The organism is Saccharopolyspora karakumensis (genome assembly GCF_004349225.1).
Lineage (GTDB): Bacteria > Actinomycetota > Actinomycetes > Mycobacteriales > Pseudonocardiaceae > Saccharopolyspora > Saccharopolyspora endophytica.
In genome coordinates this window covers 194,327-220,544 of sequence record NZ_SMLA01000004.1, presented here as the reverse complement: position 1 = coordinate 220,544, position 26,218 = coordinate 194,327, and the positions used below count along the sequence as shown (strand labels likewise).

Below are 26,218 nucleotides of genomic sequence, written 5' to 3'. Positions count from 1 at the left end.
CTCCGCTGAAGCGCGTTGAAATCGGCCGCCGGGAGCAGGCCCGCGCGGTGTTCGGTGTTGCTCGCACCGGCAATCGGGGCAATGGCGGTGCGAAGCGGACGGCAACCAGTCCAACCGGATCAACGGTGGTGCGGCATCACTCAGCGTCGCCCCCTCGTCTGTTGGGGCGAGAACTTTCCCACCGCATTCGTTCGAGAAGTCGCTAACACCGCTGAGCGCACTCGCGGCGGAGGTCTGAACAAATCCTCCAGACGAATCGGAAATGGGGCACAACGGCTCCGATTCGTCCCCTCCGCCGCCGAAGCGAGCCGAGCGGTGAATGAGATCGGCCCCATTACCCCTCGATTCCCGAACCCGGCCCGGGAGGAAGCGAGGGAACCTTCCTGTCACCACCCTGAGGCCAGGGCCGTGGGCGTGGGAACCTTCCTGCCACTCGCGGCTCTCTGCGGGGTGGGCGTGGGAACCTTCCTGTCACCGTCGCTCGCGGCGCGGATGGGAGAATGGCTGGCGTGGCGCAGATGGTCGAGATCAGCGATGTGGACGATCCGCGGGTCGACGACTTCCGCGATCTGTCTCGCGCGGACCGCCGGCCGGACCGGCCTGGCGGGCGCGGACTGGTGATCGCCGAGGGCGTGGTGGTGGTGGAGCGGTTGCTCGCCTCGCCGTACCCGGTCCGGGCGCTGTTCGGGGTGCGCCGCCGGGTCGAAGACCTCGCCGAAGCCACCGCCGACCTCAACGTTCCCGCCTACGTGGCCGACGCGGACGTGATGGCGCGGGTCGTGGGTTTCCACCTCAACCGCGGGGTGCTGGCCGTGGCCGACCGGGCGCCCGCCATCGACCCCGCCGAGCTCGTCGCGCGGTCGCGGCGGCTGGCCGTGCTGGAGGGCATCGGCGACCACGAGAACCTCGGCGCCCTGTTCCGCAACGCCGCCGCGCTCGGCGTGGACGGGGTGCTGCTGGGCGCCGGATGTTCGGACCCGCTGTACCGGCGCAGCGTGCGGGTGTCGATGGGACACGTGCTGCGGGTGCCCTTCGCGCACCTCGAGGCCTGGCCTGAAGATCTGAAACTGCTGCGCGACGAGGGTTTTCGGATCGCCGCGCTCACGCCTCGAGGGGATTCGAAGTCCCTCCGCGACGCCGGGCTCGACCAGGGCAGGGTCGCCGTTCTGCTGGGCTCGGAAGGTCCCGGGCTGACCGACGAGTCCATCGAGGCCGCCGACGTCGCGGTGCGGATCCCGATGGCAGAAGGGGTCGATTCGCTCAACGTCGCCACCGCGGGGGCCATCACCTTCCACGCGCTGAGCGGGGCCTGATGGAGACCGGCTGGGAGCTGCACGCGCGGTCCGGGCGGGCCGTGCTGGTGCGCGGCGGCGGGACCGAGCACGACCCGGCGCGGCTGCACCTGCCCGAAGCGCTGGTCGCGGCGCTGCACGAGTGGGCGAGTGTCGCGGAGCTGGTGCAGACCGGTGAGTCCGCGCAGACCGGTGAGATCGTGTCTCGCCGCGGCCGGCAGCTGGCGGTGCGCCTCGCCGCGGAGACGGGCGGTCGCGTCGGTTACGTCGACCCGTTCAGCGGCGAGCTCGCCCAGATCGGACGGCCGCGTTCGGCGCAGGCGGTGCGTCGTCGCGGGAGGCCGGTCGCGCCGGTGCCCCCGACGCCGTGGGCGACCGGGCTGACGATCAGCGCGATCGTCGCGGTGATCGTGGCGGTCACGCTCGCGGTGGTCTCGCAGGGACTGGCCGATGTCAGCGGAGCGCTCGCGGTGTTCGTCAACATCGCCATCGCCGCCGGGTTCGCGCCCTCGATCTGGCTGGGGCGCAACGTCCCGATCTGGCGCTGGGTGGCCTTCGGCACCGCAGCAGGTCTCGTCGTCTCCTGGATCACCGGGATCCTCAGCCTGCTCGGCCCGGGCTAGACGCGGGAACGCCCAGGCCGCGAAGGACCTGGGCGTTCCCGGTGGAACCCGCTCAGCGGTGCGAGCGCACTCCCAGCAGGACGTCTTCCCAGGAGGGGACGATCGGGTGGTTCTTGCGGGCGCGCTTCGGGTCGGTCTTGGTGTCCTCTGCGGACTCGGTCTCCGGCGTGGCCGAGGCCTCGGCGGGCTCCGGGGTCTCCAGGTCCAGCGTCGGTTCGGCCGGCTCGACGGGTGCCGGTTCCGGCGGTTCGACGCGCTGGAGCGTGGGCTCGACGCGTGCCGCCTGCGGCTCGGGCAGCACCGGCTCCGGCTCGGGGTCGATCTGGTCGGGAGCCGCCTGCTGGTCGAGCTGCAGCGCCTCGCGGGCCAGCTCGGTCACCGGGCGGACCGTGCGCAGCGGACGGTTCGGCGACGGATCGAGCAGGTCCACGGCGTGCTCGTCGAGCGAGGCGACGGTGCCGCCGTGCGCTCCCGGGTGGAACACCCAGTGCGCGCTGTTCTCCGAGCGGCCGGCCTGCCAGGCCAGCTGCACGACCCACTTGTTGTCCTCGCCGCGCCAGGCGTCCCAGTTGGCCTCGGCGTAGTCGTGGCCGCGCATCCCGAAGGTGTGCGCGATGACCTCACCGAGCGTCTGCACGTCGGGGCCGTCCTCGCGGACCGGGTGGGCGCGCTGCGCCATCTCCGCGATCTGGGCGCGTTCGAGCAGCACCGGGTAGGCGTAGCGCTCGATGCGGTGCTCGGGCAGGCCCGAGGTCGCCGCTATCTGGGCGACGGACGCTCCGGAGCGGATGCGGGCCTGGATCTCGCGCGGCCGCATCTGCTGTTCCATCTCGATCTGCACCTGGCCCAGCCGGGTGAGGTCGCCGCGGGCAGCCGCGCGCAACCGCTCGTCGGCGGGCACGGTGAATCGCTCACCGTTCTCCGGGTCCTCGCAGATGACGGATTCACCGTCCTCGTCGAGCCCGACCACTCGCAGCGCTCGCATAACGCCAGCCTCCCGCCGACCTACATGTCACCAAGCTGTGACAGTAACCCGGCGCGCCGCCTTGACGCGGGAGGCACGCCGGGTACTCGTGTCGTTTGTTGGTCGCCCTGTCAGCGTCGATCTTGCCCTACGCGGGCGGGTCGCGCGAATGAGTTGAACTACTCAACTCCTGCGAGCATCACTCGTCGTGATCAACTTCGTCGCGGATCGCGACCGCGAAATGGCAACGGCCGCCGAGGAAACCCGCAGTTCACGGGGTTGCCTCGACGGCCGCATAGCGCGATCAGGACAGCTGCGAAATCACCCAGTCGATGGACTTGGTCAGCTGGGTGATGTCGTCCGGCTCGATCGCCGGGAACATGCCGATCCGCAGCTGGTTGCGGCCCAGCTTGCGGTACGGCTCGGTGTCGACGATGCCGTTGGCGCGCAGCGCCTTGGCGATCGCGGCGGCGTCGATCGAGTCGTCGAAGTCGATGGTGCCGACGACCTGCGACCGCTTGGCCGGGTCGGTCACGAACGGCTTGGCGAACTCCGAGGCCTCCGCCCAGCTGTAGAGGCGCTGCGAGGACTCCTTGGTGCGCGAGTCGCACCAGGACAGGCCGCCCTGGCCGTTCATCCACTCGATCTGGTCGGCGAGCATGAACAGCGTCGCCACCGCGGGGGTGTTGTAGGTCTGGTCCTTGCGCGAGTTGTCCAGCGCGGTCGGCAGCGACAGGAACTCCGGGACCCAGCGGTCCGAGGCGCCGATCTCGTTGATCCGCTCGATCGCGGCCGGGCTCATCGCGGCCAGCCACAGCCCGCCGTCGGCGGCGAAGGACTTCTGCGGCGCGAAGTAGTAGACGTCCACGTCGGCGGCGTTGAACGCCAGGCCACCGGCGCCCGAGGTCGCGTCCACCGCGATCAGCGCGTTCTCCGAGCCCTCCGGGCGGGACGGCGGCAGCATGACGCCGGTGGAGGTCTCGTTGTGCGCCCAGCCGATCAGATCGACGCTCGGGTCCGACACCGGCTCCGGCGCGTCACCCGGGTCCGAGGAGACGACGATCGGGTCGCCGAGGAACGGGGCCGTCTTGGCGGCCTTGGCGAACTTCGAGGAGAACTCGCCGTAGGTCAGGTGCAGCGAGCGCTCGCGGATCAGGCCGAAGGTCGCGGCGTCCCAGAACGCGGTGGTGCCGCCGACGCCGAGCACGACCTCGTAGCCCTCGGGCAGCGAGTACAGCTCCCGCAGTCCCTCGCGGACCCTTCCGACCAGGGACTTCACCGGCTTCTGCCGGTGAGAGGTGCCCATCACCGCGGCACCCTCGTTCGCCAGCCGCGTCAGCTGCTCCGGTCGGACCTTGGAGGGTCCGCAGCCGAAGCGGCCGTCGGAGGGCTGGAGTTCGTCGGGCAGCTTCAAGGTGGTCGGGTCGGTGGTCTCGGCCTGCGTCATTCCGGCGCCTCCGGGCGTTGTTGTGGTGACTGTGCGGGGTGACCGGGAGAGGCCCGTCCCCGCGCGCCAGTGGCCAGGTCCGCCGGCGCCATTGCCGGCTCGGCTCAAGTGTTGCAGCAGGGTTACCGCTCGGTGTCCAGCGGTCGCTGCCGCACCGCAACTTACTGCTGTTCGCCGCCGCGGCCAACCGCACTGTGTCCCACACGGCCCGTTCGGGTCGGAACGATCAGGCGAATCCGGGCGCTCCGCAGCACTTCTTGTACTTGCGTCCCGAACGGCACCAGCAGGTGTCGTTCCGCCCGGGCGGCCAGGGCAGGTACCGCCCGGCGTGCGCCTCCTCGAAGACGTAGTCGTCCGGGGTCTCGGGGTCGCCGGGGTCGACTCCGTACGACGCGGCGAACTCCTCCACGGCGGTGACGGTCGTGGGAACCAGGCAGGCGCCGGAGACGATCTCGCCGAGCTCTCGCTGCACCGCGCGCCGGTAGTCCTCGTGGCTGGTCTCGTCGTTCCACCACTCCGGGTGCTCCCGCACCGAGCGGTCGAACTCCTCGGCGTTCCACAGCGGGACCGGGTAGAGGGTGAGCGAGAGGTTCCCCTCCTCGTCCACCAGACCGGCGAGGTCGCCTTCGGTGCCCGACAGCTGCTGGATCTCGTCGCGGACCTCCTCGCTGTGATCGACGCACCGCTGGAGGAACTCGTCCATCGCGTCGGCGGGCATGCCCGAGTCCTTGCGGGTGTGCCAGCGCTCCAGGAGGAGGTCGAAGCCCTGGTCGGTCGGCTCCAGGAGCTCGTCGAGCGACGGGACAATGTGGGTCGCGCCCGCGTTGAGCCAGCGCAGCCCCTCGGGGATGTTGCCGGTGGTGGCGTAGCCGACGTGGACGTCCATGTAGGTCATCGCGACCTTGCTCGGCTTCCGGCGCAGCTCGTCGAGCAGCGGCGCCGCTTCGTCGGCGCGCCCGTGGGTGAGCAGGTACGAGATGTAGGCGCCGCGCCCGCTGAGCGGCCCGGCGTCCTCGTCGAGGTCGAACGCCCTGGTCAGCGCGGAGTGCTCGCGCTCGTGCTCGTCGGCCGCGTGCCAGTGCTCCGCGGCTTGGACCAGTTCGGCGCACGGGTTGTCGCTGACCGCGGCGTCCTCCTCGAGGGCCGCGGCGTACTGGGCGTGCAGGTTCGCCGGATCGGTCACGCCGTCAAGGTATCCCCTGGTGGGTCGGCCACGCGGCGGACCCACCACGGGCTCACACCGGGGCGATGATCTGGGTGACGGTGTCCCAGCCGACCACGTCCTGCGGCGAGCGCGGGGCCGGGCCGATGTACTGCGCCGACGGCCGGACCAGGCGTCCGGTCCGCTTCTGCTCCAGGACGTGCGCCGACCAGCCCGCGAGCCGGGCTGCGGTGAACATCGAGGGCATCATCGCCGGCGGGACGGCGGCGAAGTCGAGGACCACCGCGGCCCAGAACTCCACGTTCGTCTCGATCTGGCGGTCGGGTCGCCTTTCGCGCAGCTCGGCCAGCGCCGCCTGCTCCAGTTCGCGGGCGACCTCGAAGCGAGGGGCCTTGAGCTGGTCGCAGGTGTTGCGCAGGACGCGGGCGCGCGGGTCCTCGGCGCGGTAGACGCGGTGGCCGAAGCCCATCAGGCGGTCACCGCGCTCGAGGATGTCGGCCACCACGCGGCGGGCGTCCCCGGTGCGCTCGACCTCCTCGATCATCGGCAGCACGCGGGCCGGGGCGCCGCCGTGCAGCGGGCCGGACATCGCGCCGACCGCGCCCGACAGGCAGGCGCCCACGTCGGCGCCGGTGGAGGCGATGACGCGGGAGGTGAAGGTCGAGGCGTTCAGGCCGTGCTCGGCCGCCGACACCCAGTAGGCGTCCAGCGCCTGCACGTGGGCCGGGTCCGGTTCGCCGCGCCACCGGGTGAGGAACTGCTCGGTGGTGGTCGTGGCCTCGGCGATGCGCGCGTGCGGGACCGGCGCCTGGTCGCCGCGCGCGGACTGGGCGATGTAGGACAGGCCGAGGGAGCAGGCTCGGGCGAGCTGCTCGCGCACCTGCTCGGCTTCGATGTCGAGCACCGGCTGGAACCCGAACTCAGGTGCGGTCATGGCCAGCGCGGCCTGCGCGTCCGCCCGAACGTCACCGGTGCGCACCGGCAGCGGGAGGTCCTCGGCGAGCGGCAGTCCGCCGCCGAACCGGCCGTCCACCAGCAGCGTCCAGACATCGCCGAAGGAGACCGTGCCCACCACGTCCTCGATGTCCACGCCTCGGTAGCGCAGCGCGCCACCGTCGCGGTCGGGTTCGGCGATTTCGGTCTGGAAGGCGACAACGCCTTCCAACCCGGGACGGAATTCGCTCATAGCTGCCTCGTCTCCTGGTAGTAGGGGTGCGCGCGTGCGCATGGCTGGGCGACGTGGCGGGGTTTGAGCCAACAGTGCACCCCGGGCGGAAGAAAGGGCAATGGCGCCGGGACGGGAAAAAATTCCAGGTTGAGTTGACCCGCGGTGAATGGAACGTTTTGCACCTCGGTGAAAAATTCCGGAAAAATTGCTGTTTCGCAAGTTGGCGGTCCGGATGTGGACGCGAGGGGTGAAGGTCGTCCCGCTCCGCGCACGGGAACCTTCCTGTCACGGCCACGACGCGCGCATGAGGGCCGCGTTCCGTTCGCGCCGGCCGAGCGCAGGGTGGCCGACGGCGTGGTGCCTCGACGATCCCCTCCCAACATCCGGGCGTCGAGGGCTTGACGCTCCCGCTGTGGTGAAGTGGGATGAGCGAAAGGTTCCCTTGCCCTTCTCGCAGCGCAACGGCTGTTCGGGTGACGTGGAGCCGTTGTGGGAACGATCACTGCATCGGTTGCGGAATCGATCGTGACCTATCGTCGATTCGGCTCCCGTTCCGATCCCGTTTACCGTCATAACGAATGGCCGATGCGCCTCGCGCGCGTCGGCCACGTCCAACCCGTACCGTCCGGCGCCGAGCCGGAATGTCGAAGTCGAGTCGTGCCGTTCGCCGGACGAGTCAGGGAGGAAGAGGATGACGGAGGCCAACGTCGCGTTGCCGTCCATGCGTGTTTCCTACGAAGCCGGGGCGTTGAACGAGGATTCGCTCGCCGGCACTTGGCACGAGCAGCTGCAGCTGTGGTTCGACGAGGCCGTGGCGGCCGAACTGGTCGAGCCGAACGCGATGGTGCTGGCCACGGCCGATCCGGAGGGCTTCCCGTCCTCGCGGACGGTGCTGTGCAAGGGCTTCGACGAGCGCGGCGTGGTGTTCTTCACCAACTACACGTCCAACAAGAGCCACGACCTGAAGTCGACTCGCGTTGCCGCGGCGACGTTCCCGTGGCTGGGCCTGCAGCGCCAGGTCAACGTGCGCGGCGAGGTCGAGAAGGTCAGCTCCTCGGAGACCGCCGAGTACTGGGCGGAGCGCCCGCGCGGTTCGCAGCTGGGCGCGTGGGCGTCGCCGCAATCGCGGGTGGTCAACGGCCGCGAGGCGCTGGAGAACTCGCTCAACGGCATCGAGCGCCGCTTCGGCGAGGCCGAGAAGGTCCCGGTGCCGCCGCACTGGGGCGGCTGGCGGATCCGCCCGGACTTCGTCGAGTTCTGGCAGGGACGTCCCGACCGGCTCCACGACCGGCTTCGCTTCCGCCGGACCGATGACACCTGGACGGTCGAACGCCTCGCTCCGTGAGTGAGCCGCCGGGGAGTGGTGTAGAGCTCCGTCACACGGGCGGACAACCAGTGGTCCTTTAGCTTCGCGAAGGACTACGCTCCGTCTTTCGTGCGGCAGAGCAGCGGAACCATTCCCCGGCGTAGCTTCAAGTCCTCGTTCAGCAAGGTCTTCATCGACACCAGGCCGCTGCACTACCCGGCCTACCGCAGGCTGTGGACCTCCAACATCGTCACCGCCGTCGGCGCTCAGTTCTCCGCCGTGGCCGTGCCCAAGCAGCTCTACGACATCACCGGCTCCTCCTTCTACGTCGGGCTGGCGGGCATCTTCGGGCTGGTCCCGCTGGTGGTGTTCGGCCTGTGGGGCGGCGCGATCGCCGACGCAGTGGACCGCCGCAAGCTGATGATCATCACCAACGGCGGGCTCGCGGGAACCTCCGTGCTGCTGTGGCTGGTCGCGTTCGCCGGCATCCCGTCGGTGTGGCTGGTGCTGGTGCTCTTCGCGCTCCAGCAGACGTTCTTCGCGGTCAACTCGCCGACGCGCGCCGCCGCCGTCGCCCGGCTCATCCCCGCCCACCTGCTGCCGTCCGCGCAAGCCCTGGGCTCCACCGTCTTCCAGCTCGGCTCCATCGTCGGACCGCTGCTGGCGGGAGTCCTGCTGCCGCTGCTCGGGTTGTCCGTGCTGTACCTCGTGGACGCGATCGCGCTGTGCCTGGCGCTGTGGGCGGTCTTCCGGCTGCCCGCGCTGCCGCCGCAGGACGGTGCGCCGAAGAAGGCCGGACTGCGCTCGGTGCTCGACGGCTTCCGCTACCTCGGCCTGCACGCCGTGCTGCTCGCGTCGTTCCTGCTGGACATCATCGCGATGGTCTTCGGCATGCCGCGCGCGCTGTTCCCGGAGATGGCCGAGCGCACCTTCGGCGACCCGCCCGGCGGAGGTGCCGCTCTCGGCTGGCTGTACGCGGCGATCCCGTTGGGCGCCTTCTGCTTCGGGCTGTTCTCCGGCTGGCTGCACCGCATCGCTCGGCACGGTGTCGGCGTGACGATCGCCGTGGTGGCCTGGGGTGTGGCGATCATCGGGTTCGGCTTCGCCGACTCGCTGTGGCTGGCGGTGCTGTTCCTGGCGCTCGGCGGCGGGGCCGACCTGGTCAGCATGGTCTACCGGAGCTCGATCCTGCAGGCGGCGGCCACCGACGAGATGCGCGGCCGCATCCAAGGCGTGTTCACCGTCGTGGTCGCGGGCGGACCGAGGCTGGCCGACACGCTGCACGGGCTGGCGGGTGCCGCACTGGGCACCCGACCAGCGGTGATGATCGGCGGAGCGCTGGTGGTGCTCGCCGCCGCGCTGTCGGCCGTTGCCCTGCCCGCGTTCTGGAAGTACAAGGCGCCCACCGGTGACGACGCGTGATCTGACCAGGGCGGAGCGTGCGCGTTGGGCACTCCGCCACGCTTGCGCCACTCGACGGAGTGCGTTTCGACCAGGGGCGGGCAGACAGTCGTCGAAGCCACCCTGCACACTTCTCCACTATGGCCAACGAAACGACCGTTAATGCGCCCGGCGGTGCGCACGAGCCTGGCCTCAAGAAGGTGATGGGCCCGAAACTGCTGCTCTTCTTCGTGGTGGGAGACATCCTCGGGACCACGATCTACTCGTTGACCGGGAAGGTCGCCGGCAAGGTCGGCGGGGCCCTGTGGGTTCCGTTCCTGGTCGCTTTCGTGGTCGCCTTCCTGACCGCGTTCAGCTACCTGGAGCTGGTCGGCAAGTACCCCCGGGCCGGTGGCGCCCCGCTGTACGTGCACAAGGCCTTCGGCATCCACTTCGTGACGTTCCTGATCGCCTTCGCGGTGATGTGCTCGGGCATCACCTCGGCCTCCTCGGCCGCGCAGGCGTTCAGCGGTGACTACCTGACGGGCATCTTCGGCGACGGCGTCGAGCCCTACTCGTGGATGGTCGCGCTCGGCTTCCTGCTGCTGCTCGCCGCGATCAACTTCCGCGGGGTCGGCGAGTCGGTGAAGATGAACGTCGTCCTGACGTGCGTGGAGCTGACCGGTCTGGCGATCGTGATCGTCTTCGGTCTGATCGCGATCTTCGGTGGTAGCCAGAGCACCGACATCGCGCCGGACCCCAGCAGGCTGACGCAGTTCGACACCGACACCTCGCCGCTGCTCGCGGTCACCTCGGCCACCGCGCTGGCGTTCTTCGCCATGGTCGGCTTCGAGGACTCGGTGAACATGGCCGAGGAGACCAAGGAGCCGTCGAAGAACTTCCCGCGCGCGCTGCTGCTGGGCATGGTCATCACCGCGACCATCTACCTGGTCATCGCGGTGATCACCTCGACCCTGGTGCCGACCGCGGAGCTCGCCGAGTCCGACGGCCCGCTGCTGCTGGTGGTCAAGGCCGCGGCACCGTGGTTCCCGCCGATCCTGTTCTCGCTGATCGCCCTGTTCGCGGTCACGAACACGGCGCTGATCAACATGCTGATGGCCAGCCGCCTGGTCTACGGCATGGCCAACGAGGGCGTCGTGCCGAGCGTGTTCGGCAAGGTGCACAAGGGCCGTCGCACCCCGTGGGTGTCGATCCTGTTCACCAGCATCATCGCGGTCATCCTGGTGAGCTCGCTAGAGATCTCCGACCTGGGCAGCACGACGTCGCTGCTGCTGCTCGTGGTGTTCGCGGTGGTCAACGTCGCGGTTCTGGTGCTGCGCAAGGACGAGGTGGAGCACGACCACTTCAAGGCACCCACCTGGGTTCCCGTGCTGGGTGCGCTGACCTGCGCGTTCTTCGCGAGCCCGCTGTCCGGCCGGCCGGCCACGGAGTACATCATCGCCGGCATCCTGCTGGGCATCGGCGTGATCTTCTGGGTGATCAACTACCTCGTGAAGGGCAAGACGGACTTCGAAGCGGAGTCCCTGAGCAAGTAGGAATCCCACGTCCGACGAGGCGGTCCGGGGCGCTGTTCGCGGTGTCCGGGGCCGCCTCGTGGTCGTAGAGTGGCGGAGTGCATGATCCTCTTCCCGCCACCGGCCGGCAGTTCGAGATCAGCTCGGGGACCGCGAAGGCGGTCATCACCGAGTTCGGCGCCGTGCTGCGCGCCTTCACCGTCGACGGTGTGCCGCACACCGAGACCTTCGACGCCGATCGGCTCCCGCCGTCGGCCGCCGGTGGGGTGCTGGTGCCGTGGCCGAACCGGGTCGCCGACGGGCGCTGGGCGCTCGACGGCGAACCGCAGCAGCTCGCGCTGACCGAGCCCGACCGCAGCAACGCCATCCACGGACTGCTGCGGCACGCGCCGTGGGCGATCGTCGAGCACACCGACTCCGCCGTGGTGCTGCAGGCGACCGTCTCGCCGCGTCCCGGCTGGCCGGTGCCGCTGCTGACCTCCATCGGCTACGCCCTCGACGGCGACGGGCTCACCGTGACCCACACAGTGGAGAACCTGGGTGGGCGCGCGGTTCCCTTCGGCGTCGGAGTGCACCCCTACCCGCGCGCGGGCAACGTCGAGACCGACGAGTGCACGCTGCGCCTGGCCGCCTCCACGGTGCTGCCGGTGGACGCCGACCGGCTGCTGCCGGTCCGGCCGCCGCGCGCGCTGGAGGGCGACGAGGTCGACTTCCGCACCGGTCGCCGCCTCGCGGGAGTCTGGCTCGACACCGCCTTCGGCGGCGCGGCCCCGGCTCCCGACGACCCGGCCGGTCTCGTGCGCCACTCGCTCACCGGACCCGACGGTCACGGCGTCCAGCTGTGGGCCGATCCGGTCTTCAAGTGGGTCCAGGTCTACACGGCCGAGGATTTCCCCGAACGAGGTCGCGCCATCGCGATCGAACCGATGACGTGCCCGCCGGACGCCCTCAACTCCGGCACCGACCTCATCACCCTCCAACCGGGCGAGGCCTGGACGGCCCACTGGGGCCTCAAGTCCCTCTGACCTGCGAAGACCCGTCTCGGATCCCGGGGCCAGAAGGCGTGTCAGGTTCCGCCACCCGCACCGCTGAGCAAAGCAACCACTGGAACTCTCACTTCGTGAGGTGGCGGGCTAGGACGACGCGCTGGATCTGGTTGGTGCCCTCGAAGATCTGCAGGACCTTGGCCTCGCGCATGTAGCGCTCGGCGGGGAAGTCGCGGGTGTAGCCGGCGCCGCCGAGGACCTGGACCGCGTCGGTGGTGACCTTCATGGCCGCGTCGGTGGCCACCAGCTTCGCCACCGACGCCTGCTCGCCGAAGGGCAGTCCCGCGTCGCGGCGGCGGGCGCCGTCGAGGTACATCGCGCGGGCCGAGTGGACGGCCGCCGACATGTCGGCCAGCAGGAACTCGATGCCCTGGAACTCGATGATCGGGTGCCCGAACTGCTTGCGCTGCTGCGCGTAATCGACCGCGAGGTCCAGCGCGGCCTGGGCCAGGCCCACCGCGCACGCGGCGATGCCCAGACGGCCGGAGTCGAGCGCGCACAGCGCGATCTTGAGCCCGTCGCCTTCCTCGCTGATCAGCCGCTCGGCTGGGACGCGGGCGTCCTCGAAGTACAGCGGCGTCGTGGGTGACCCGGTGAGTCCCATCTTGTGCTCGGGCGGTCCCGCCGTCAGGCCCGAGGTCGTGGAGTCGACCAGCAGGCAGCTGATGCCGCGCGCGCCTTCGCCGGTGCGCGCCATCAGCGTGTAGAAGTCCGCCTCGCTGCCGTGGGTGATCCACGCCTTCTGCCCGTTGAGCGCGTACTCGTCGCCGACCCGCTCGGCGCGGGTGCTCAGCGCGGCGGCGTCGGAGCCGGCGTGCGGTTCGGACAGCGCGTAGGCACCCAGCGTCGAGCCGCCGATCATCTCCGGGAGCCACCGCTCCCGCTGCTCGGCGGTGCCGAAGTGGGCGAGCGGGAAGCAGCTCATGGTGTGCACCGACAGGCTCACGCCGACCGTCATCCAGGCGCTGCTGATCTCCTCCAGGACCTGCAGGTACACCTCGTACGGCTGGGAGCCGCCGCCGTGGTCCTCGGGGTAGGGCAGGCCGAGCAGCCCGGTGTCGCCGAGCAGGCGGAAGACGTCGCGCGGGAACTTCCCGGCGGCTTCGTCCTCGGCGGCGCGACCGGCGAGTTCGTCGCGGGCGATCTCGCGGGTCAACGCGAGCAGATCAGCGGCTTCCTGCGTCGGAAGCAGGCGGTCAACGGTCATGGCGCGCTCCCGCGGTCCAGTGTGAGTACCGGGCTGTCGTACTGCAATCAGTACTGTAGGCGGTACGCCAGTACTGTGAAAAGCTCTGCGCCGAGTATTCAGAATCCTGTGGCAGGCTTCTCCCGATGAGCACCTCCCGAGCCGAGCGGGCGCTGAACCCCAGACGAGCCGAACTCCTGGGTCGGCTTCGCGACCTGTTCCTGGCCGAGGGGTTCGCCCACTTCACCCTCGACGACCTGGCCGGACGGCTGCACTGCTCGAAATCGACCCTCTACACGTTGGCCGGGAGCAAGGAGCAGCTCGCGGTCCGCGTCGTGGCGCACTACTTCAAGAGCGCCACCGAGGACATCGAGCGCCGAGCGGAGGTCGCCGACGACCCGCGGGAGAAGGTGCGCGCCTACCTCGACGCCGCCGCCGAAGCGCTGCGACCGGCGTCGCGGGAGTTCATCACCGACATGGGCGCCAATCTCGCCACCCGCGCCACCTACGAGGCCAACGCGGGCGCCGCCGCCGACCGGTTGCGCGGGTTCATCGCCGAAGGCGTCCGGCAAGGCGTGTTCCGCGAGGTCCACGCGGGTTTCGTCGGCGAGATGGTCGGCCGCACCATCGCCGGCATCCAGCGCGGTGAGATCGGCGAGCGCACCGGGCTGTCCGACGCCGCCGCCTTCGCCGCGCTGTCGCAGTTCCTGCTGGGCGGACTGGCCCAGGAGAAGTCCCCTTCGGACACAGTGGAGGAAAATTGATCGTCATCGGCGGTGAGGCCCTGGTCGACCTCGTGCCGGATTCGTCCACCCCGGACGGAGAGCTCGGCCCGCTGCACCCGCTGCTCGGAGGTGGGCCCTACAACGTGGCCATCGCGCTGGGCAGGCTCGGCGTGCCCGCCGCGTTCTACGCGAAGCTGTCCACCGACCAGTTCGGCGACCGCATGCTGCAACGGCTCACCGAGTCCGAAGTGGACACCTCCCTGGTCCAGCGCGGTCCGGAGCCCACGACGCTGGCCGTGGTCGGGCTGGAGGCCAACGGCTCGGCCCGCTACAGCTTCCACACCGAAGGCACCGCCGCGCGCTTCGTCACCGACCAGCCTCTCCCGGACGGCACGACCGCGTTGTGCCTGGGCACGCTGGGCATGGTCCTCGAACCCGGCGCCACCGCGTACGAGAAGGTGCTGTTCCGCGAGGCCGAGCGGGGCGTGTTCATCGCGCTCGACCCCAACATCCGAGCCGACCTCATCGCCGACGCGGACGCCTACCGGGCGCGGTTCTCCTCCTGGCTGCCCTCGGTCGGGCTGCTCAAGGTCTCCGACGACGACGCCGAGTGGCTCGCCCCGGGGCGCGACGTGGTCGAGGCGGCCCGCGAGTGGCAGGCGCGCGGCCCGGCGGCGGTGGTGCTGACCAGGGGAGCCGACGGGCTCACCGCGGTCACCGCTGACGGCGAGGTCACGGTCCCCGGCCGGAAGGTCGACGTCGCCGACACCATCGGCGCCGGCGACACCGTGCAGGCGGCGCTGCTGGCGTGGCTGCACCGCAACGGTGCGCTGTCGCCGGAGCAGGTCCGCGCTCTGGACGTGGGGCAGTGGGAGCAGGCCCTGTCGTTCGCCGCCGCCGCGGCGGCCGTCACCGTTTCGCGTCCGGGAGCCGAACCGCCGTGGTCCGCGGAGCTGGACGCGTGATCGGAATCCATCCGGTGGTGTCCGAACACGCCCCGTGAGCTCATCGGTCTGACTGCGGACGAACGAATCCGGATTAGACCGTTCGGATTTCACTCGTGGTCACGATGGTGGTGTCAGACGGTGGCGGAGCGTCGACATCGGCGCTCCGCCTACCGGTAAGTGTGATGTGATCGTGGTCCCACCTGCAAAAAAGAGGAAACGCGATTGCTGCGCGGGGACCCTCCGGCGGTCTAGCGTGACTACTGACAGGACCCCAACGGGGTGGTGCTGCGACGGTTCGGACACCCCGACCGGAGCGCGGGCGACATCGAGCCCTGCCGCTTGGCTGGGCAATCGCGGTCGTCATCACGCACCCCTTGACGAGCGCGAGAGGTTCCCGAATGCCCGACGACGTGACCGCCAAACGTACCGTCGCGCTGCGCTATGACGCCGGCGAGCACGAAATGCAGGTGACGCAACCTACCGAGGGTGCGCCTGGCGTCGATCTCGGCAAGTTGCTGGCCCAGACCGGTTTGGTGACGTTGGATCCGGGCTTCGTCAACACCGCAGCCTGCAACTCCGACATCACCTACATCGACGGCGACGCCGGAATCCTCCGGTACCGCGGCTACCCCATCGAGGAGCTCGCGGCGAAGTCGAACTTCATCGAGGTCAGCTACCTGCTGATCTACGGTGAGCTGCCGACCCAGCAGGAGTACGACGAGTTCTCCGAGCGCATCCGCCGCCACACCCTGCTGCACGAAGACCTCAAGCAGTTCTTCGACGGCTTCCCCCGCGACGCGCACCCGATGCCGGTGCTGTCGTCCGCGGTTTCGGCGCTGTCGACCTTCTACCAGGACAGCCTCAACCCGTTCGACAAGGACCAGGTCGAGCTGTCCACGGTCCGCCTGCTGGCGAAGCTGCCCACGATCGCGGCCTACGCCTACAAGAAGTCGGTCGGCCAGCCGTTCCTGTACCCGGACAACTCGCTGGGCCTGGTGGAGAACTTCCTCCGGATGACCTTCGGCTTCCCCGCCGAGCCCTACGAGGTCGACCCGACCCTGGCCCGTGCGCTGGACCTGCTGTTCATCCTGCACGCCGACCACGAGCAGAACTGCTCCACCTCGACGGTCCGGATGGTCGGCTCGTCCGAGGCGAACATGTTCGCCAGCGTCTCGGCCGGCATCAACGCCCTGTTCGGCCCGCTGCACGGCGGCGCGAACAGCGCGGTGCTGGAGATGCTGGAAGGCATCAAGAACAACGGCGGCGACGTCGACGCGTTCGTCGAGCGGGTGAAGAACAAGGAGCCCGGCGTTCGCCTGATGGGCTTCGGTCACCGGGTCTACAAGAACTACGACCCGCGCGCGGCGATCATCAAGAAGACCGCCGACGAGGTGCTGTCCAAGCTGGGCGCCAACGACCCGCTGCTGGACATCGCGCTGCGGCTGGAGGAGCGGGCGCTGTCCGACGACTACTTCGTCTCGCGCAAGCTCTACCCGAACGTGGACTTCTACACCGGCCTGATCTACAAGGCGATGGGCTTCCCGACGAAGTTCTTCACCGTTCTGTTCGCGCTCGGCCGGCTTCCCGGCTGGATCGCGCACTGGCGCGAGATGATCGAGGACCCGGCCCGCAAGATCAGCCGTCCGCGTCAGGTCTACACCGGTGCCGCCGAGCGCCCGTACAAGCCGATGGACCAGCGCTGATCTGAATCGTTACCTGAATCAAGTCTGAGGCCAAGGCCTCCGACCGCGCAATGGGCCCCGGAGAGCCCGGCCACCGAGGCCGGCCCCGGGGCCTTTCTGCATCTCAACGCCCCGCTGCTGGCGCCGAAACCCGGATTACCGCCGTAATCGGGTGACGGATTACTGCGGTGTTCGGGCAAAGGATTGCTGCCGGTAATACGGGCGAGGTGAGGTGAGGTGTGGGGTCAGGGTTCGATCCCTGCCAGGGCTCTGGTCACCAGGTTCTCGACCTGGGGGAGGGCTGCGGCGCGCTGGGTGGGGTCGAGGCCCAGGCGGGAGCGGCGGTCGAGGACGTCGTCGGCGTCGAGGGCGCCTTCGTGGCGGACCGCCCAGAGGACTTCGGCCGCGGTGAGGTGAAGGCCTTCCGCCACCGGTTCGGCGAGGTCCTGGTCGAACTCGGTCAGGGCCGCGACGCGGGCGGCTTCGGTGCCGTACTTGGCGACGAGGGTGGCGGGAGCCTCGATGTCGGTGAGATGACGCCGAGGGGCCGCGCCGACCAGCGCGATCTCGGTGGTCCGCGAAGGCCCGGCCGACAGGCCGCGGGAACCGACCGCCGCGTCCACGGCGTCGGCGGCCATCTTCCGGTAGGTCGTGAGCTTGCCGCCGATGACCGTGATGATCCCTTCCTCCGACGTGAGCACCGCGTGGTGGCGGGAGAGGTCGGCGGGGTCCTTGCCGTCCTGCTGGAGCAGCGGCCGGAGGCCGGCGAACGATCCGAGGAGGTGGTCGCGGGTCAGCGGCACTCCCAGGACGTCGCGGATCCCGGCCAGCAGGAAGTCCACATCGGACTCGGGGACAAGCGGGACGGCCGGGATCGGGCCGGGCGCCCGTTCGTCGGTCAGGCCGAGGATCGCGCGGCCGTCGGGTAGCGGAATCAGCAGCAGGAACCGTCCCGGCTCACCTGTCACGGGCGCGACGACGGCCGTTCCGGCGATCCCGGCCGCGTCGGCGTCGACCACCAGGTGCGATCCGCGCGACGGGCTCAGCCGGACCTCCGGCACGAGGTCACCGGCCCACACGCCCGCGGCGTTGACCACCGACCGCGCGCGGATCCGCAGCGACTCGCCGCTGCGCCCGTCCACCAGGTCGGCGCCGCCGCCGTCGAGGGACGTCACCGCGCAGCGGGTGAGGATGCGCGCGCCGAACCCGGCCGCCGTGCGCGCCAGCGCCACCACCAGCCGCGCGTCGTCGACCAGCTGCCCGTCGAAGCTCAGCAGGCCGCCGCGCAGCCCGCCGGGGCGGAGGCCGGGAACCAGCGCGAGGGCTTCGGCCGACGGGATCCTCTTGGGCGAGGGAAGGACGTCGGAGGGCGTCCGCGCCGCCCGACGGAGCGCGTCGCCGGCCCGCAGGCCCGCGTGCAGGACGACCTCCTGGCGCCGCGACACCCCTTCGTGCAGCGGGATGAGCTGCGGCAGCGGGCGGACCAGGTGCGGGGCGGTGCGGGTCATGAGCACGTGGCGCTCGGCCGCGCTCTCCCGGGCCAGCGCGATGTCGCCGTGCGCGAGGTGGCGCAGACCTCCGTGCACGAGCTTGCTGGACCAGCGCGAAGTTCCCCACGCGAGGTCCTCGGCCTCCACCAGTGCCACCGACAGTCCCCTCGCCGCTGCGTCGAGGGCGACCCCGGTGCCGGTGACACCGCCGCCGACGACGAGCAGGTCGACTTCCTGCTCCGCCGCCGCGTGCAGGTCGGTTCGCAGCCGGGCGGAGTTCAGCGAGGTGGCGCGCAGCGAACCGGCGGGCAGCGGCGTGGTGATCATGAAGGGCTCCTTGGCTGGAGAGCGCCGTCGAGGAGGTGGGCGAGTTCATCGGTCAGCGAGTCGATGCCGACGTCCTCGGTCGCCGGACCTGCGGAGATGACGAAGGACTGGGTCAGCAGCAGCAGCGAGCGGGCCTGCACCGCCACGTCGCCGGGGCGGATCGATCCGTCGGCGTGCCCGGCGGCCAGATACTCGCGAATGAACCCGTCGGCCGCCAGCTGGGTGCCGCCCAGTCGCTCGACCAGGTAGGGCAGCAGCAGTTCGGCGTCGGTTTCCAGGACTCGTTGGAGCAGGGGAGCTTCGTGCAGCAGTCTGATGCCGCGCACCATGACGCGCACGAGGCGCTGTCGTGCCTGACCGGTCACCGCCGCAAGACGGGCTTGGTCGAGGACTTCGCCGAACTCGACGGTGACGAGGGACGTGACCATGCTGCCGACGTCGGGGAAGCGGCGGTACAGGGTCATCCGGCTGACGCCCGCGGTGCGGGCCACCTCGGTCAGCGTGGTGCGTCGGACCCCTGCGGCCAGCACGCACGCGCGCGCCGCGCTGAGCAGGTCCGCGTCGGCGACCCGGTTGGCCGCCTGCCGCTTGCCGGTGCGGGCGCGGTGCGGATCAGCTCGGTCGATGCTGTGACAATCCGACTCCATGTGTCACACTCTAGCCGTGAACGGCGAGATCGAACACACCCTCCGCGGCAGCTGGACCCCGTCAGGGGCCGCGTCCGCGCCACTGTCCCCGGCCGCGCTGCGCTGGTTGCGGCACCGCATCGGACTCACCGAGACCACCACGCCGGCGGTCCCGTCGTCGCTCCTCGACGTCCCCGAGAGCTCCCTCGCCGAAACCCCGCGCGCCGAGCTGGAAGCGCTCCTCGGCGAGCGGCACGTGCTCGTCGACGCGGCCGCGCGGCTCGGACGCGCGGGCGGCATGTCCTACAGCGACCTGGTGCGCAGGCGCGACGGCGCCGAACTCGCCGTCCCGGACGCCGTTCTGCTGCCCTCGGACCCGGAGCTGGTGCAGGGAGTGCTGGAGATCTGCGCCCGCCACGACATCGCGGTGGTCCCCTTCGGCGGCGGAACGTCCGTGGTGGGCGGCGTCGACGCGCTGCGCGGCGGCAAGAACGCCGTCGTCGCCCTCGACCTGGTGCGGCTGGACCGGCTGATCTCGCTCGATCCGGACTCGCGGATCGCCGTGCTGCAGGCCGGGATGCGCGCGACCGAGGCCGAATCGCTGCTGACCGCGCACGGGTTCACGCTCGGGCACTTCCCGCAGTCCTTCGAACGGGCCACCATCGGCGGGTTCGCCGCGACCCGCTCGGCGGGCCAGGCGTCCTCCGGCTACGGCCGCTTCGAGGACATGGTCGAGGGCGTGCGCCTGGCGACGCCGGCCGGTGAGTGGAAGCTCGGTATCGCCCCGGCGTCGGCCGCGGGACCCGATCTGCGCCAGCTCGCCATCGGCAGCGAAGGGATCCTCGGTGTCATCACCGAGGTCGCCGTCCGGGTGCGGCCCGCGCCGAGGCGGAGCCGCTACGAGGCGTTCGTGGTCGACGGCTGGCAGGCCGGGACCGACGCCGTGCGCGCGCTCGCGCAGGAACGGGTGCTCGCCGACGTCACCAGGCTGTCGGACCCGACCGAGACCGAGGTGCAGCTCGCGCTGTCCGGGCAGCTCAAGGCGCGTGCGCTCGGGAACCTCCTGCGAGCCAAGGGCGTCCGCAACCCGTGCCTGCTGGTGCTCGGCTGGGACGCCGGTACCCGCACCGAGCTCAAGCAGCGCCGGGCAGCCGCGGTGCGCGCCCTGCGCGACGTCCGGACCGTGCGGTTGGGGCGGGCGGCCGGGGAGTCGTGGAAGTCGCACCGGTTCTCCGGACCTCGGCAGCGGGACGCCCTGCTCGACCGGGGAGTGTGCGTCGAGACGCTGGAGACCGCGACGAGCTGGAGCGGCCTGAGCGAGCTGCGCTCCGCGGTGCGCACGGCCCTGGTTTGCAACCTGCAGACCGGCAGCAAGCAGCCCATCGTGATGTGCCACGTCTCGCACGCCTACGAGACCGGCGCCTCGCTGTACTTCACGGTGCTGGCCCCGCGCGACTCCGAGCACGCCCTCGCCCAGTGGCAGCGCGCGAAGGAAGCCGCCTGCGACGCCATCGCCGGTCGCGGCACGATCAGCCACCACCACGCGGTCGGCGTCGACCACCGGCCGTGGCTGCGCGCGGAGATCGGCGACATCGGCACGGCGGTGCTGACCGCGGCGAAGCGGGCGGTGGACCCGACGGGAATCCTCAACCCGGGCAAGCTCATCCGCGACTAGCGGAGATGGGGCTGTAGCGGAAGCCGAGACCCCGGTAGACCTTCAGCGCCGGTTCGTTGTCGGCATCGGCCATCAGCGTCACCGCGCCGAGCGCGGCGAGCTCCCTGGTCAGGAACGTGCAGACCTGCGTGGACAGGCCCCGGCCGCGGTGCGCGGGATGGGTGGCGACGCCGGAGACGTAGCGCAGGCCCGGGGCGGGCCAGGAGTCCCCGGCGATCGAGACCGGGGTGCCGTCGGTGTCGCGGATCCCGGCCCACCGCACGGCACCCGGGTCGTCGGGGAACAGGTACGAGCCGGGATTGGCCGCGCGCAGCAGCGCGTCGATCGCCGGCTCGTCGGCCGCGGTCAGCCACTCGACGTCCGGGGTGGGGCGCTGCGGTGCGGCGCCGTCCAGGTGCAGCCATCCGAACGTCGCCAGGACCTCGTGGCCCAACCGCTCGGAAACCCGGGCGGCCAGCGGAGCCGCTGCCAGCAACCGCACCTTCGGACGGGTCAGATCGGGCAGGACCTCCCGCAGCAGCGCGACGACGTCGTCCTCGTCACCGGCGTGGACCACCCGGTCGGCGCGGTTGAGCCGGGGCGCGAACACGACCACCGCGTTCCGCGACCGCCACGCCGCGCCGCGCTCGTGCGGGTACCCCGGCTCCAACGCCTGGGCCGCCCACCGCACCATCAGGTCGGACGTGACCTCCGCGACCTCGGCCGCATTCCTGAGCTCCTGCACCCGCCCAGCGTAGGGATTCACATCTCGCGCGAAGTTCGAATGCCGTCCTTGCCGGGCTCAGGACTTCTTGCGGCGGGAGAGGAAGCCGGTGGGCAGGCGGGGTTTGGTGATGGCGTCGCGGAGGTCCTCGAACGCCTCGTGAACGGCGAGGCGGGACTCCGACGGCGACGCGTCGGGAGCCTTGCGGTCAGCGGCCGGCATGCCCGAGGAACGCAGCCAGCGCTCGTCCCAGACGACCTGCATCGCGGCCGTCCAGCGCTGCTTGACCTCGGCGACGAGCTCGTCGCGGACCTTCTCCGACTCCTCCGTGCGCTGCTTGCCCGCCGCGACCTTCTCGCCGAGCTTCTCGGCGCTGTCGCGCTCGTGCTTGCGCATCTCCTTGCCCGCGGCCGTGGCCAGGGCGGTCAGCTCGCGGTAGCGCTCGGCTGCGGTCTCAGTCACCGGCTTCCTCCCGGACGGTGGCGTCCGACTCCGTCGAACGCTGGGCGGGCACCGGCGGCGCCCCGCCGAGGTCGAAGGGCAGGACCACCTCGGGACGCGAGTGCACCGAGCGGTCGAAGAACAGGCCGCGGCGCGAGCGCGGCGACCAGTTCACCGGCTGACCCGCGGCGAACGCGCTGAGCTCCTGGCCGTGCACGTCGAAGGCGACCCACGCGCCGATGTCGTCCACCGGCCCCATCCCGAGGGTGTTCTTCACCCGCTGCACGCTGCGCCACCAGCCGATCACGTGCACCCGGGACTCCGGGCCCTGCTTGAGGATCTTGCGCAGGGAGTCCAGCGCGCACGCGCGGGTCACCGGATCCTTGCGCTCCAGCGTCGTCTGCGCGGCGTCGACGGCGTAGAGCACCACGCAGTGCCGGACCGGAGACGCGCCCGCGTCGATGTCCTGGGCGATGCCGTCGAGCGTCGCCGAGATCTCGTCCAGGCCCACCACGTCGACCTCGTGGCCGCGCCCGCGGAGCTCCTCGGCCACGGCGCGCGCGTCCTCGTCGACGTCGTCGAGCAGGGCGCCGATGGTGAACCTGATCTTGCCCGGTTCGTGCTGGCGGGACAGCGAGAGCGCCGCCGCGCCGAGCGCGCTGGTGGTGTCCTCGCGGACCGAGCCGATCACCGCGATGTTGCGTCCCGGCGAGCGCGACAGCCGAACGGCCGCGGCCGTGCCCTCGACGTCGATGACCTGGCCGAGCAGCGCGCGCGGTGTGCTCACCGGCGCGGTCAGCTTCCGGAAGTCCTCCAGGGCCGAGAGCTTCGGCAGGTTGGAACCGTCGAACAGGCGCGGCGGGTGCGAACCGGCCGCGCGTCGCTGCCACAGCCGCTGCTGCAGCTGGTGGAACGTGTCGCGGGCGGTGGCGTCGGGGATGCGCGCGATCTCGTTGCCGTGCTTGACGCCCGACTCGTGGTTGACCACCGCGTGCCAGCGCGGCAGCTCCATCGCCGCTTGGTTGTGCTCGGTGAGCACGCGCCGCGCCTTGGGCAGCGCGATGCGCAGGATGAACTGCTCGAAGATCGCCGGCTTGCCCCAGAACGCCTCGATGCCGGAGACGTCCTGGCTGGCCAGCACCAGGTGGATCCCCTGCGAGCGGCCTCGCCGCGCAACGTCTTCCAGCAGCTTGGTGGCCTGCGCGGTCACCGGGTCGCGGTCGGCGAACAGGTACTGGAACTCGTCGATCACCGCGACGATCCGCGGCCACCGGCCCTGGGGGTCCTCGGCGCGCAGCTCTTCGAGCTTGGTGACCTCGTGCTCCTTGGCCTTGTCGGCGCGGCGGCGCATCTCGTCCGCCAGGAACCGCAGCAGCGCCAGCCCGAACTCGCGGTCGGTGTTGACGTTGACGCCGACCAGCTTGGAGTGCGGAAGCCAGCTCGGATCGCGCTTGCCCGGCGTGAACTGGGCGAACGACACGCCTTCCTTGAAGTCCAGCAGGTACAGCTCCAGCTCGTCCGGTGAGTACCGGGCGGCCATCGCGCCGAGCATGCTGTAGAGGAAGTTCGTCTTGCCCGAGCCGCTCGGCCCGCCGATCAGCGTGTGCGGACTGGCGTCGCCGAGCCGCATCCACACCTCTTCGCCCTCGTCGAACCCGACGGGCGCCTGCAACTCGGAACGCGAGTGGCACTGCCACAGCTCGTCGGGCAGCAGGTCGTCGAAGTTGCGGACCCGGGCGCGGCGGGACTCGAACTCGGCCGCGATCGCCCCGCACGCCTTCGACGCCTTGCCGCGCGTGGGTGGATCGTCGAGCGCCACCACGGCTTCCGGCCCGGTCATGCTGGTGCGGGCCCGGTTCTCGCCGATCAGCGTGATCGACTCTATGGAGCTGTTGACGGTCAGCGGGAGATCGACGGTGATCAGCTGGATCCCGCAGGCCAGGCCGTTGCGGGCGATGCGCTGGAGCTGCTGCTGCTGTTCCTCGCGCAGCGGCTGGCCGTTGCCGAACAGCACCGCGATCCGCCACGGTTCGCCGCGCCTGCCGTTGGCGGCGGCCAGCGCGCGCAGCGTGGTGTGCTCGCCGAGCAGAGCGCCGGAGTGGATGCGCTTGATGTGGTCGGAGAGCACGTCGAGCATGTCGCCCAGCCGCGTCGGGTCGTGAGCGGTGAGCAGTCCGGCGCTGCTGAGCGGGTGCAGGTCCGGCAGCGTCCCGGTCAGCCTCGCGACGTCCCAGCTGTGAATGCGCACCTGGCCGGGTTCGAAGTGGCCGACGATGCGCAGCAGCAGGTTCTGCACCAGGGTTTCGGCGGTTTCGGGCACCTCGTCGGTGGTGATGCGCAGGTGCGCGAAGTCCAGCGCCGGGACCACCGCGGCGAATGACGGCGTCAGCGGGGAGTCGGGGACGTTCGCGGTGCCGATGCGCCACAGCTCGGGCGGGTGCGCGACGTCACCGCCGCCGAACTCGCCGAGCCAGGCGTCGAACGGGTCCGACGCGCTGCCGGGCGAGTTCGCGGCGACCAGCTTCTCCAGGGACGGTGGGCCCTGCTCGGTCCAGTCCCGGAAGATCTCGTCGCGGTCGGCGAGCGCCCTGGCGAGCGCGGCCTGGAAGTGCGGGTCGGCCGGGTCGGCGACCTTCTCCGGTTCGCGTTCGGCCTCGGCCGCGCCGAGCTGGGCGATGCGCAGTGCGTACTCCTGCTCGGCGCAGGTGTCGAGCACTTCCTGGTGCGCGTTCTCGGCGGCGCCGAGGGCGGCGGAGATGCTGCGGCGCAGGTGCTCGAATGCCGATTCGATGCGACTTCGCCGGTCACTGCGTTTCACAACACGCCACCTCGGAGACCGAGTTACGGAACGTGATCAAGGTACCACCTCGAAATAAGCCCCGCCTAACCCATGCGCAGGCACGAATACCGCGCAGTGGGACGGTGTTCTGCGATCCGCCGACCGTCCTACAAACGGGTGGCGAAGTCGCGGATCGTGTTCAAGACGAGGTCGATCAGGCGTTGAGCGCGCTCGACCTGGTCATGCGTTCGGGGGAGCCCTGGGGGGAGGACGGTCTCCGGGTGCTCCGGGTCGAGCCGGACCAGCGCTTGACGCGCTTCGTCGAGCTTGCCCTGGCAGGTTCCCAGGTGCGCGCCGGCCTCCTCGAGGTGGCGCTCGATGCCCTGCAGGACCTGCTGGAGTTCGTCGAGCGAGGACACCGCTACAGCCGCCCGGCGTAGCTCTCAGTGGAGGAGATCGTCGCCGACAGCGTGCCCTGCGCGCCGCCGATCGTCTGCAGGACTTCGGCGAGCATGCCGTAGGCGTGCTGCATCTCGTCCTGCGCGGTGCCCTGGATGGCGCCGGAGAGCGCGGCTTGCGCCTCTTCGAGGACGAGCGCCGTCTGCTGGAGGGCTGCGACGCCTTCCTGCATCTTCTGGTTGGCCAGCGAAATGCCTGCGCGAACTTCTTCGACGCCTGCCATGTGGATTGCGGTCCTCTCCAGGGCGGTACGACTCTGCAAGGATTCACAAGGTAGTGCCCGAGCGAGATCAGCGCGCGGCCGGGCCACCCCTTGTTGATCACTGTTCGGTCTTAGCCGGCAGGCATGTTGGAGTCAGTTGTCTACTGTGGATTCCTGGTGATCCGGGGCGTCCTCCGGCTCCTCCGACCACGCCTCGATGAGCAGGCGTTCGCCGGCCGGGACGAGTTCGCCGACCAGCTCGGGGTCGTCGACCACCGACCAGGCCGTCGGCGGCGCGCAGGCGACGCGGTGGCGGGCGTAGCCCGGCCCCAGCTCCCGCAGGAAGTTGCGCACCACGCGCGAGAGGGCCGCCACGTGCCAGCCCGTCTCCCCGGTGCCGCGGCTCATCGTCAGCGACCAGCAGCCGGGCTCCTCGTCGGAGCAGTCCCCGACGGTCACGACCTGCCCGCCGACCCGTCTGACCAGGTCGTCGCAGGCAGCTCGGGCGGAGGCTTCGTCCTGCGCGCCGACGACCACCGTGATGAGCAGTTCGAGCTCGCTGTGTGCGTCCATCGCGGAAGATTCTTCCGCATCCGCACCCGAGTGCGAACGCCCGAGAGGATCAGATGTTGATATCGCTCTCGTCGGGGTCGGCGAGGCCGTAATAGGCGTAGAGGTTGCGGCCCTCGGCGTCGGTGAGCCGTCCGCCCTCGGCCTCGACGCTCGGGGCGTTGCGGACCCGGGCTCGGGACACCGGGATCTCCAGCCGGTTCTCCGCCTTGATCGCGCCGTCGAGCGGCACGAAGGTCTCCCTGACCCCGAGCATGCCGAGCCGCACCGTGACCCATTCGGGCTGGTTGGTGTGGTCGTCGACGTAGACGTTGCCGACCCGGCCGACGCGGTTGCCGTCGCTGTCGAAAACCGGTGTCCCGATCAAGTCCTGCGCACGCTCGACGTTCATGGCAGCCCCCCGCTCCGTCGGATTTCAAGCTGCCCGGAAGAGCGGACGCCTGCAACCGCGCAAGCGACACGCCTCACTCGATCAGGTAATGA

At 70.6% G+C, this 26,218-nt stretch carries 24 protein-coding genes; 10 read left to right on the top strand and 14 right to left on the bottom strand.

Annotated features, from left to right (window positions below; translation table 11 throughout):
* Window positions 1-500: 500 nt before the first annotated feature.
* Both E1202_RS04785 and E1202_RS04780 read left to right on the top strand, forming a co-directional pair.
* Window positions 501-1,313 (top strand): TrmH family RNA methyltransferase, encoded by an 813-nt coding sequence (locus tag E1202_RS04785; RefSeq protein ID WP_408006081.1) that lies wholly within the window; start codon window positions 501-503, stop codon window positions 1,311-1,313.
* Entirely contained in the window at window positions 1,313-1,915 is a 603-nt protein-coding gene (locus E1202_RS04780; protein WP_132681312.1) for a DUF2537 domain-containing protein, read from the top strand. Before E1202_RS04785 ends, E1202_RS04780 begins: the two co-directional genes overlap by 1 nt.
* 52 nt (window positions 1,916-1,967) lie before the next feature.
* On the opposite strand, the gene sepH is transcribed toward E1202_RS04780, so the two are convergent.
* The 4 genes from sepH to E1202_RS04760 form a co-directional block, all read right to left on the bottom strand.
* Entirely contained in the window at window positions 1,968-2,900 is a 933-nt protein-coding gene (gene sepH / locus E1202_RS04775) for a septation protein SepH (RefSeq protein ID WP_132681311.1), read from the bottom strand.
* A gap of 283 nt (window positions 2,901-3,183) precedes the next feature.
* Entirely contained in the window at window positions 3,184-4,326 is a 1,143-nt protein-coding gene (serC, locus tag E1202_RS04770; RefSeq protein WP_132681310.1) for a phosphoserine transaminase, read from the bottom strand.
* Between the two features lie 226 nt (window positions 4,327-4,552).
* Entirely contained in the window at window positions 4,553-5,509 is a 957-nt protein-coding gene (locus E1202_RS04765) for a YecA family protein (RefSeq protein ID WP_132681309.1), read from the bottom strand.
* 52 nt (window positions 5,510-5,561) lie between these two features.
* The gene (locus E1202_RS04760) at window positions 5,562-6,674 is read right to left on the bottom strand and encodes a citrate synthase 2 (RefSeq protein WP_235877694.1); all 1,113 of its coding nucleotides are present in this window, start codon (window positions 6,672-6,674) and stop codon (window positions 5,562-5,564) included.
* Between the two features lie 673 nt (window positions 6,675-7,347).
* Between E1202_RS04760 and pdxH the strand changes: the two genes are divergently transcribed.
* From pdxH to E1202_RS04740, 4 genes are all read left to right on the top strand, one after another.
* On the top strand, window positions 7,348-8,001 hold the full coding sequence (pdxH, locus tag E1202_RS04755) for a pyridoxamine 5'-phosphate oxidase (RefSeq protein ID WP_132681307.1): 654 nt from the start codon (window positions 7,348-7,350) through the stop codon (window positions 7,999-8,001).
* Between the two features lie 90 nt (window positions 8,002-8,091).
* On the top strand, window positions 8,092-9,384 hold the full coding sequence (locus E1202_RS04750; protein ID WP_132681306.1) for an MFS transporter: 1,293 nt from the start codon (window positions 8,092-8,094) through the stop codon (window positions 9,382-9,384).
* Window positions 9,385-9,503: 119 nt separating this feature from the next.
* On the top strand, window positions 9,504-10,898 hold the full coding sequence (locus E1202_RS04745; RefSeq protein WP_132681305.1) for an APC family permease: 1,395 nt from the start codon (window positions 9,504-9,506) through the stop codon (window positions 10,896-10,898).
* A 77-nt stretch (window positions 10,899-10,975) separates the two neighbouring features.
* On the top strand, window positions 10,976-11,902 hold the full coding sequence (locus E1202_RS04740; protein ID WP_132681304.1) for an aldose 1-epimerase family protein: 927 nt from the start codon (window positions 10,976-10,978) through the stop codon (window positions 11,900-11,902).
* A gap of 88 nt (window positions 11,903-11,990) precedes the next feature.
* Here E1202_RS04740 and E1202_RS04735 read toward each other — a convergent pair whose 3' ends face one another.
* Window positions 11,991-13,130 carry an acyl-CoA dehydrogenase family protein gene (locus tag E1202_RS04735; RefSeq protein ID WP_132681303.1) on the bottom strand — a complete coding sequence of 380 codons (1,140 nt, stop codon included), beginning with the start codon at window positions 13,128-13,130 and terminating at the stop codon, window positions 11,991-11,993.
* Window positions 13,131-13,255: 125 nt separating this feature from the next.
* On the opposite strand from E1202_RS04735, the gene E1202_RS04730 reads away from it, so the two are divergent.
* From E1202_RS04730 to E1202_RS04720, 3 genes are all read left to right on the top strand, one after another.
* Window positions 13,256-13,873, top strand: coding sequence for a TetR/AcrR family transcriptional regulator (locus tag E1202_RS04730; protein ID WP_132677844.1), 618 nt, complete (start codon window positions 13,256-13,258; stop codon window positions 13,871-13,873).
* Window positions 13,870-14,799, top strand: a complete 930-nt coding sequence (locus tag E1202_RS04725; RefSeq protein ID WP_132681302.1) for a carbohydrate kinase family protein — start codon at window positions 13,870-13,872, stop codon at window positions 14,797-14,799. The genes E1202_RS04730 and E1202_RS04725 overlap by 4 nt, the downstream gene beginning before the upstream one ends.
* A gap of 380 nt (window positions 14,800-15,179) precedes the next feature.
* The gene (locus E1202_RS04720; RefSeq protein WP_132677841.1) at window positions 15,180-16,484 is read left to right on the top strand and encodes a citrate synthase; all 1,305 of its coding nucleotides are present in this window, start codon (window positions 15,180-15,182) and stop codon (window positions 16,482-16,484) included.
* A gap of 224 nt (window positions 16,485-16,708) precedes the next feature.
* Here the strand turns inward: E1202_RS04720 and E1202_RS04715 are convergent, their stop codons facing one another.
* Window positions 16,709-18,280, bottom strand: coding sequence for a glycerol-3-phosphate dehydrogenase/oxidase (locus E1202_RS04715; protein ID WP_132681301.1), 1,572 nt, complete (start codon window positions 18,278-18,280; stop codon window positions 16,709-16,711).
* Window positions 18,277-18,927 carry a TetR/AcrR family transcriptional regulator gene (locus tag E1202_RS04710; RefSeq protein ID WP_132681300.1) on the bottom strand — a complete coding sequence of 217 codons (651 nt, stop codon included), beginning with the start codon at window positions 18,925-18,927 and terminating at the stop codon, window positions 18,277-18,279. The genes E1202_RS04715 and E1202_RS04710 overlap by 4 nt, the downstream gene beginning before the upstream one ends.
* Here E1202_RS04710 and E1202_RS04705 point away from each other — a divergent pair.
* A complete protein-coding gene (locus tag E1202_RS04705; RefSeq protein ID WP_408006080.1) occupies window positions 18,926-20,581 on the top strand; it encodes an FAD-binding oxidoreductase in 1,656 nt (551 codons plus the stop codon). The two genes, E1202_RS04710 and E1202_RS04705, sit on opposite strands and share 2 nt — an antisense overlap.
* On the opposite strand, the gene E1202_RS04700 is transcribed toward E1202_RS04705, so the two are convergent.
* From E1202_RS04700 to E1202_RS04670, 7 genes are all read right to left on the bottom strand, one after another.
* Window positions 20,568-21,305 carry a GNAT family N-acetyltransferase gene (locus E1202_RS04700; RefSeq protein ID WP_132681298.1) on the bottom strand — a complete coding sequence of 246 codons (738 nt, stop codon included), beginning with the start codon at window positions 21,303-21,305 and terminating at the stop codon, window positions 20,568-20,570. The genes E1202_RS04705 and E1202_RS04700 overlap by 14 nt on opposite strands.
* Window positions 21,306-21,362: 57 nt before the next feature.
* On the bottom strand, window positions 21,363-21,746 hold the full coding sequence (locus E1202_RS04695) for a hypothetical protein (protein ID WP_132681297.1): 384 nt from the start codon (window positions 21,744-21,746) through the stop codon (window positions 21,363-21,365).
* Window positions 21,739-24,543: an FtsK/SpoIIIE domain-containing protein gene (locus E1202_RS04690; protein WP_132681296.1), complete on the bottom strand. Its 2,805-nt coding sequence runs from the start codon at window positions 24,541-24,543 to the stop codon at window positions 21,739-21,741. The genes E1202_RS04695 and E1202_RS04690 overlap by 8 nt, the downstream gene beginning before the upstream one ends.
* A gap of 128 nt (window positions 24,544-24,671) precedes the next feature.
* Window positions 24,672-24,923, bottom strand: coding sequence for a hypothetical protein (locus E1202_RS04685; RefSeq protein ID WP_132681295.1), 252 nt, complete (start codon window positions 24,921-24,923; stop codon window positions 24,672-24,674).
* A gap of 2 nt (window positions 24,924-24,925) precedes the next feature.
* A complete protein-coding gene (locus E1202_RS04680) occupies window positions 24,926-25,186 on the bottom strand; it encodes a hypothetical protein (RefSeq protein ID WP_132619308.1) in 261 nt (86 codons plus the stop codon).
* 132 nt (window positions 25,187-25,318) lie between these two features.
* Window positions 25,319-25,738 carry a hypothetical protein gene (locus E1202_RS04675; protein ID WP_207918460.1) on the bottom strand — a complete coding sequence of 140 codons (420 nt, stop codon included), beginning with the start codon at window positions 25,736-25,738 and terminating at the stop codon, window positions 25,319-25,321.
* Window positions 25,739-25,787: 49 nt separating this feature from the next.
* Complete coding sequence (locus E1202_RS04670) at window positions 25,788-26,126, bottom strand: PRC-barrel domain-containing protein (protein WP_132681294.1); 339 nt, start codon at window positions 26,124-26,126, stop codon at window positions 25,788-25,790.
* Window positions 26,127-26,218 lie beyond the last annotated feature (92 nt).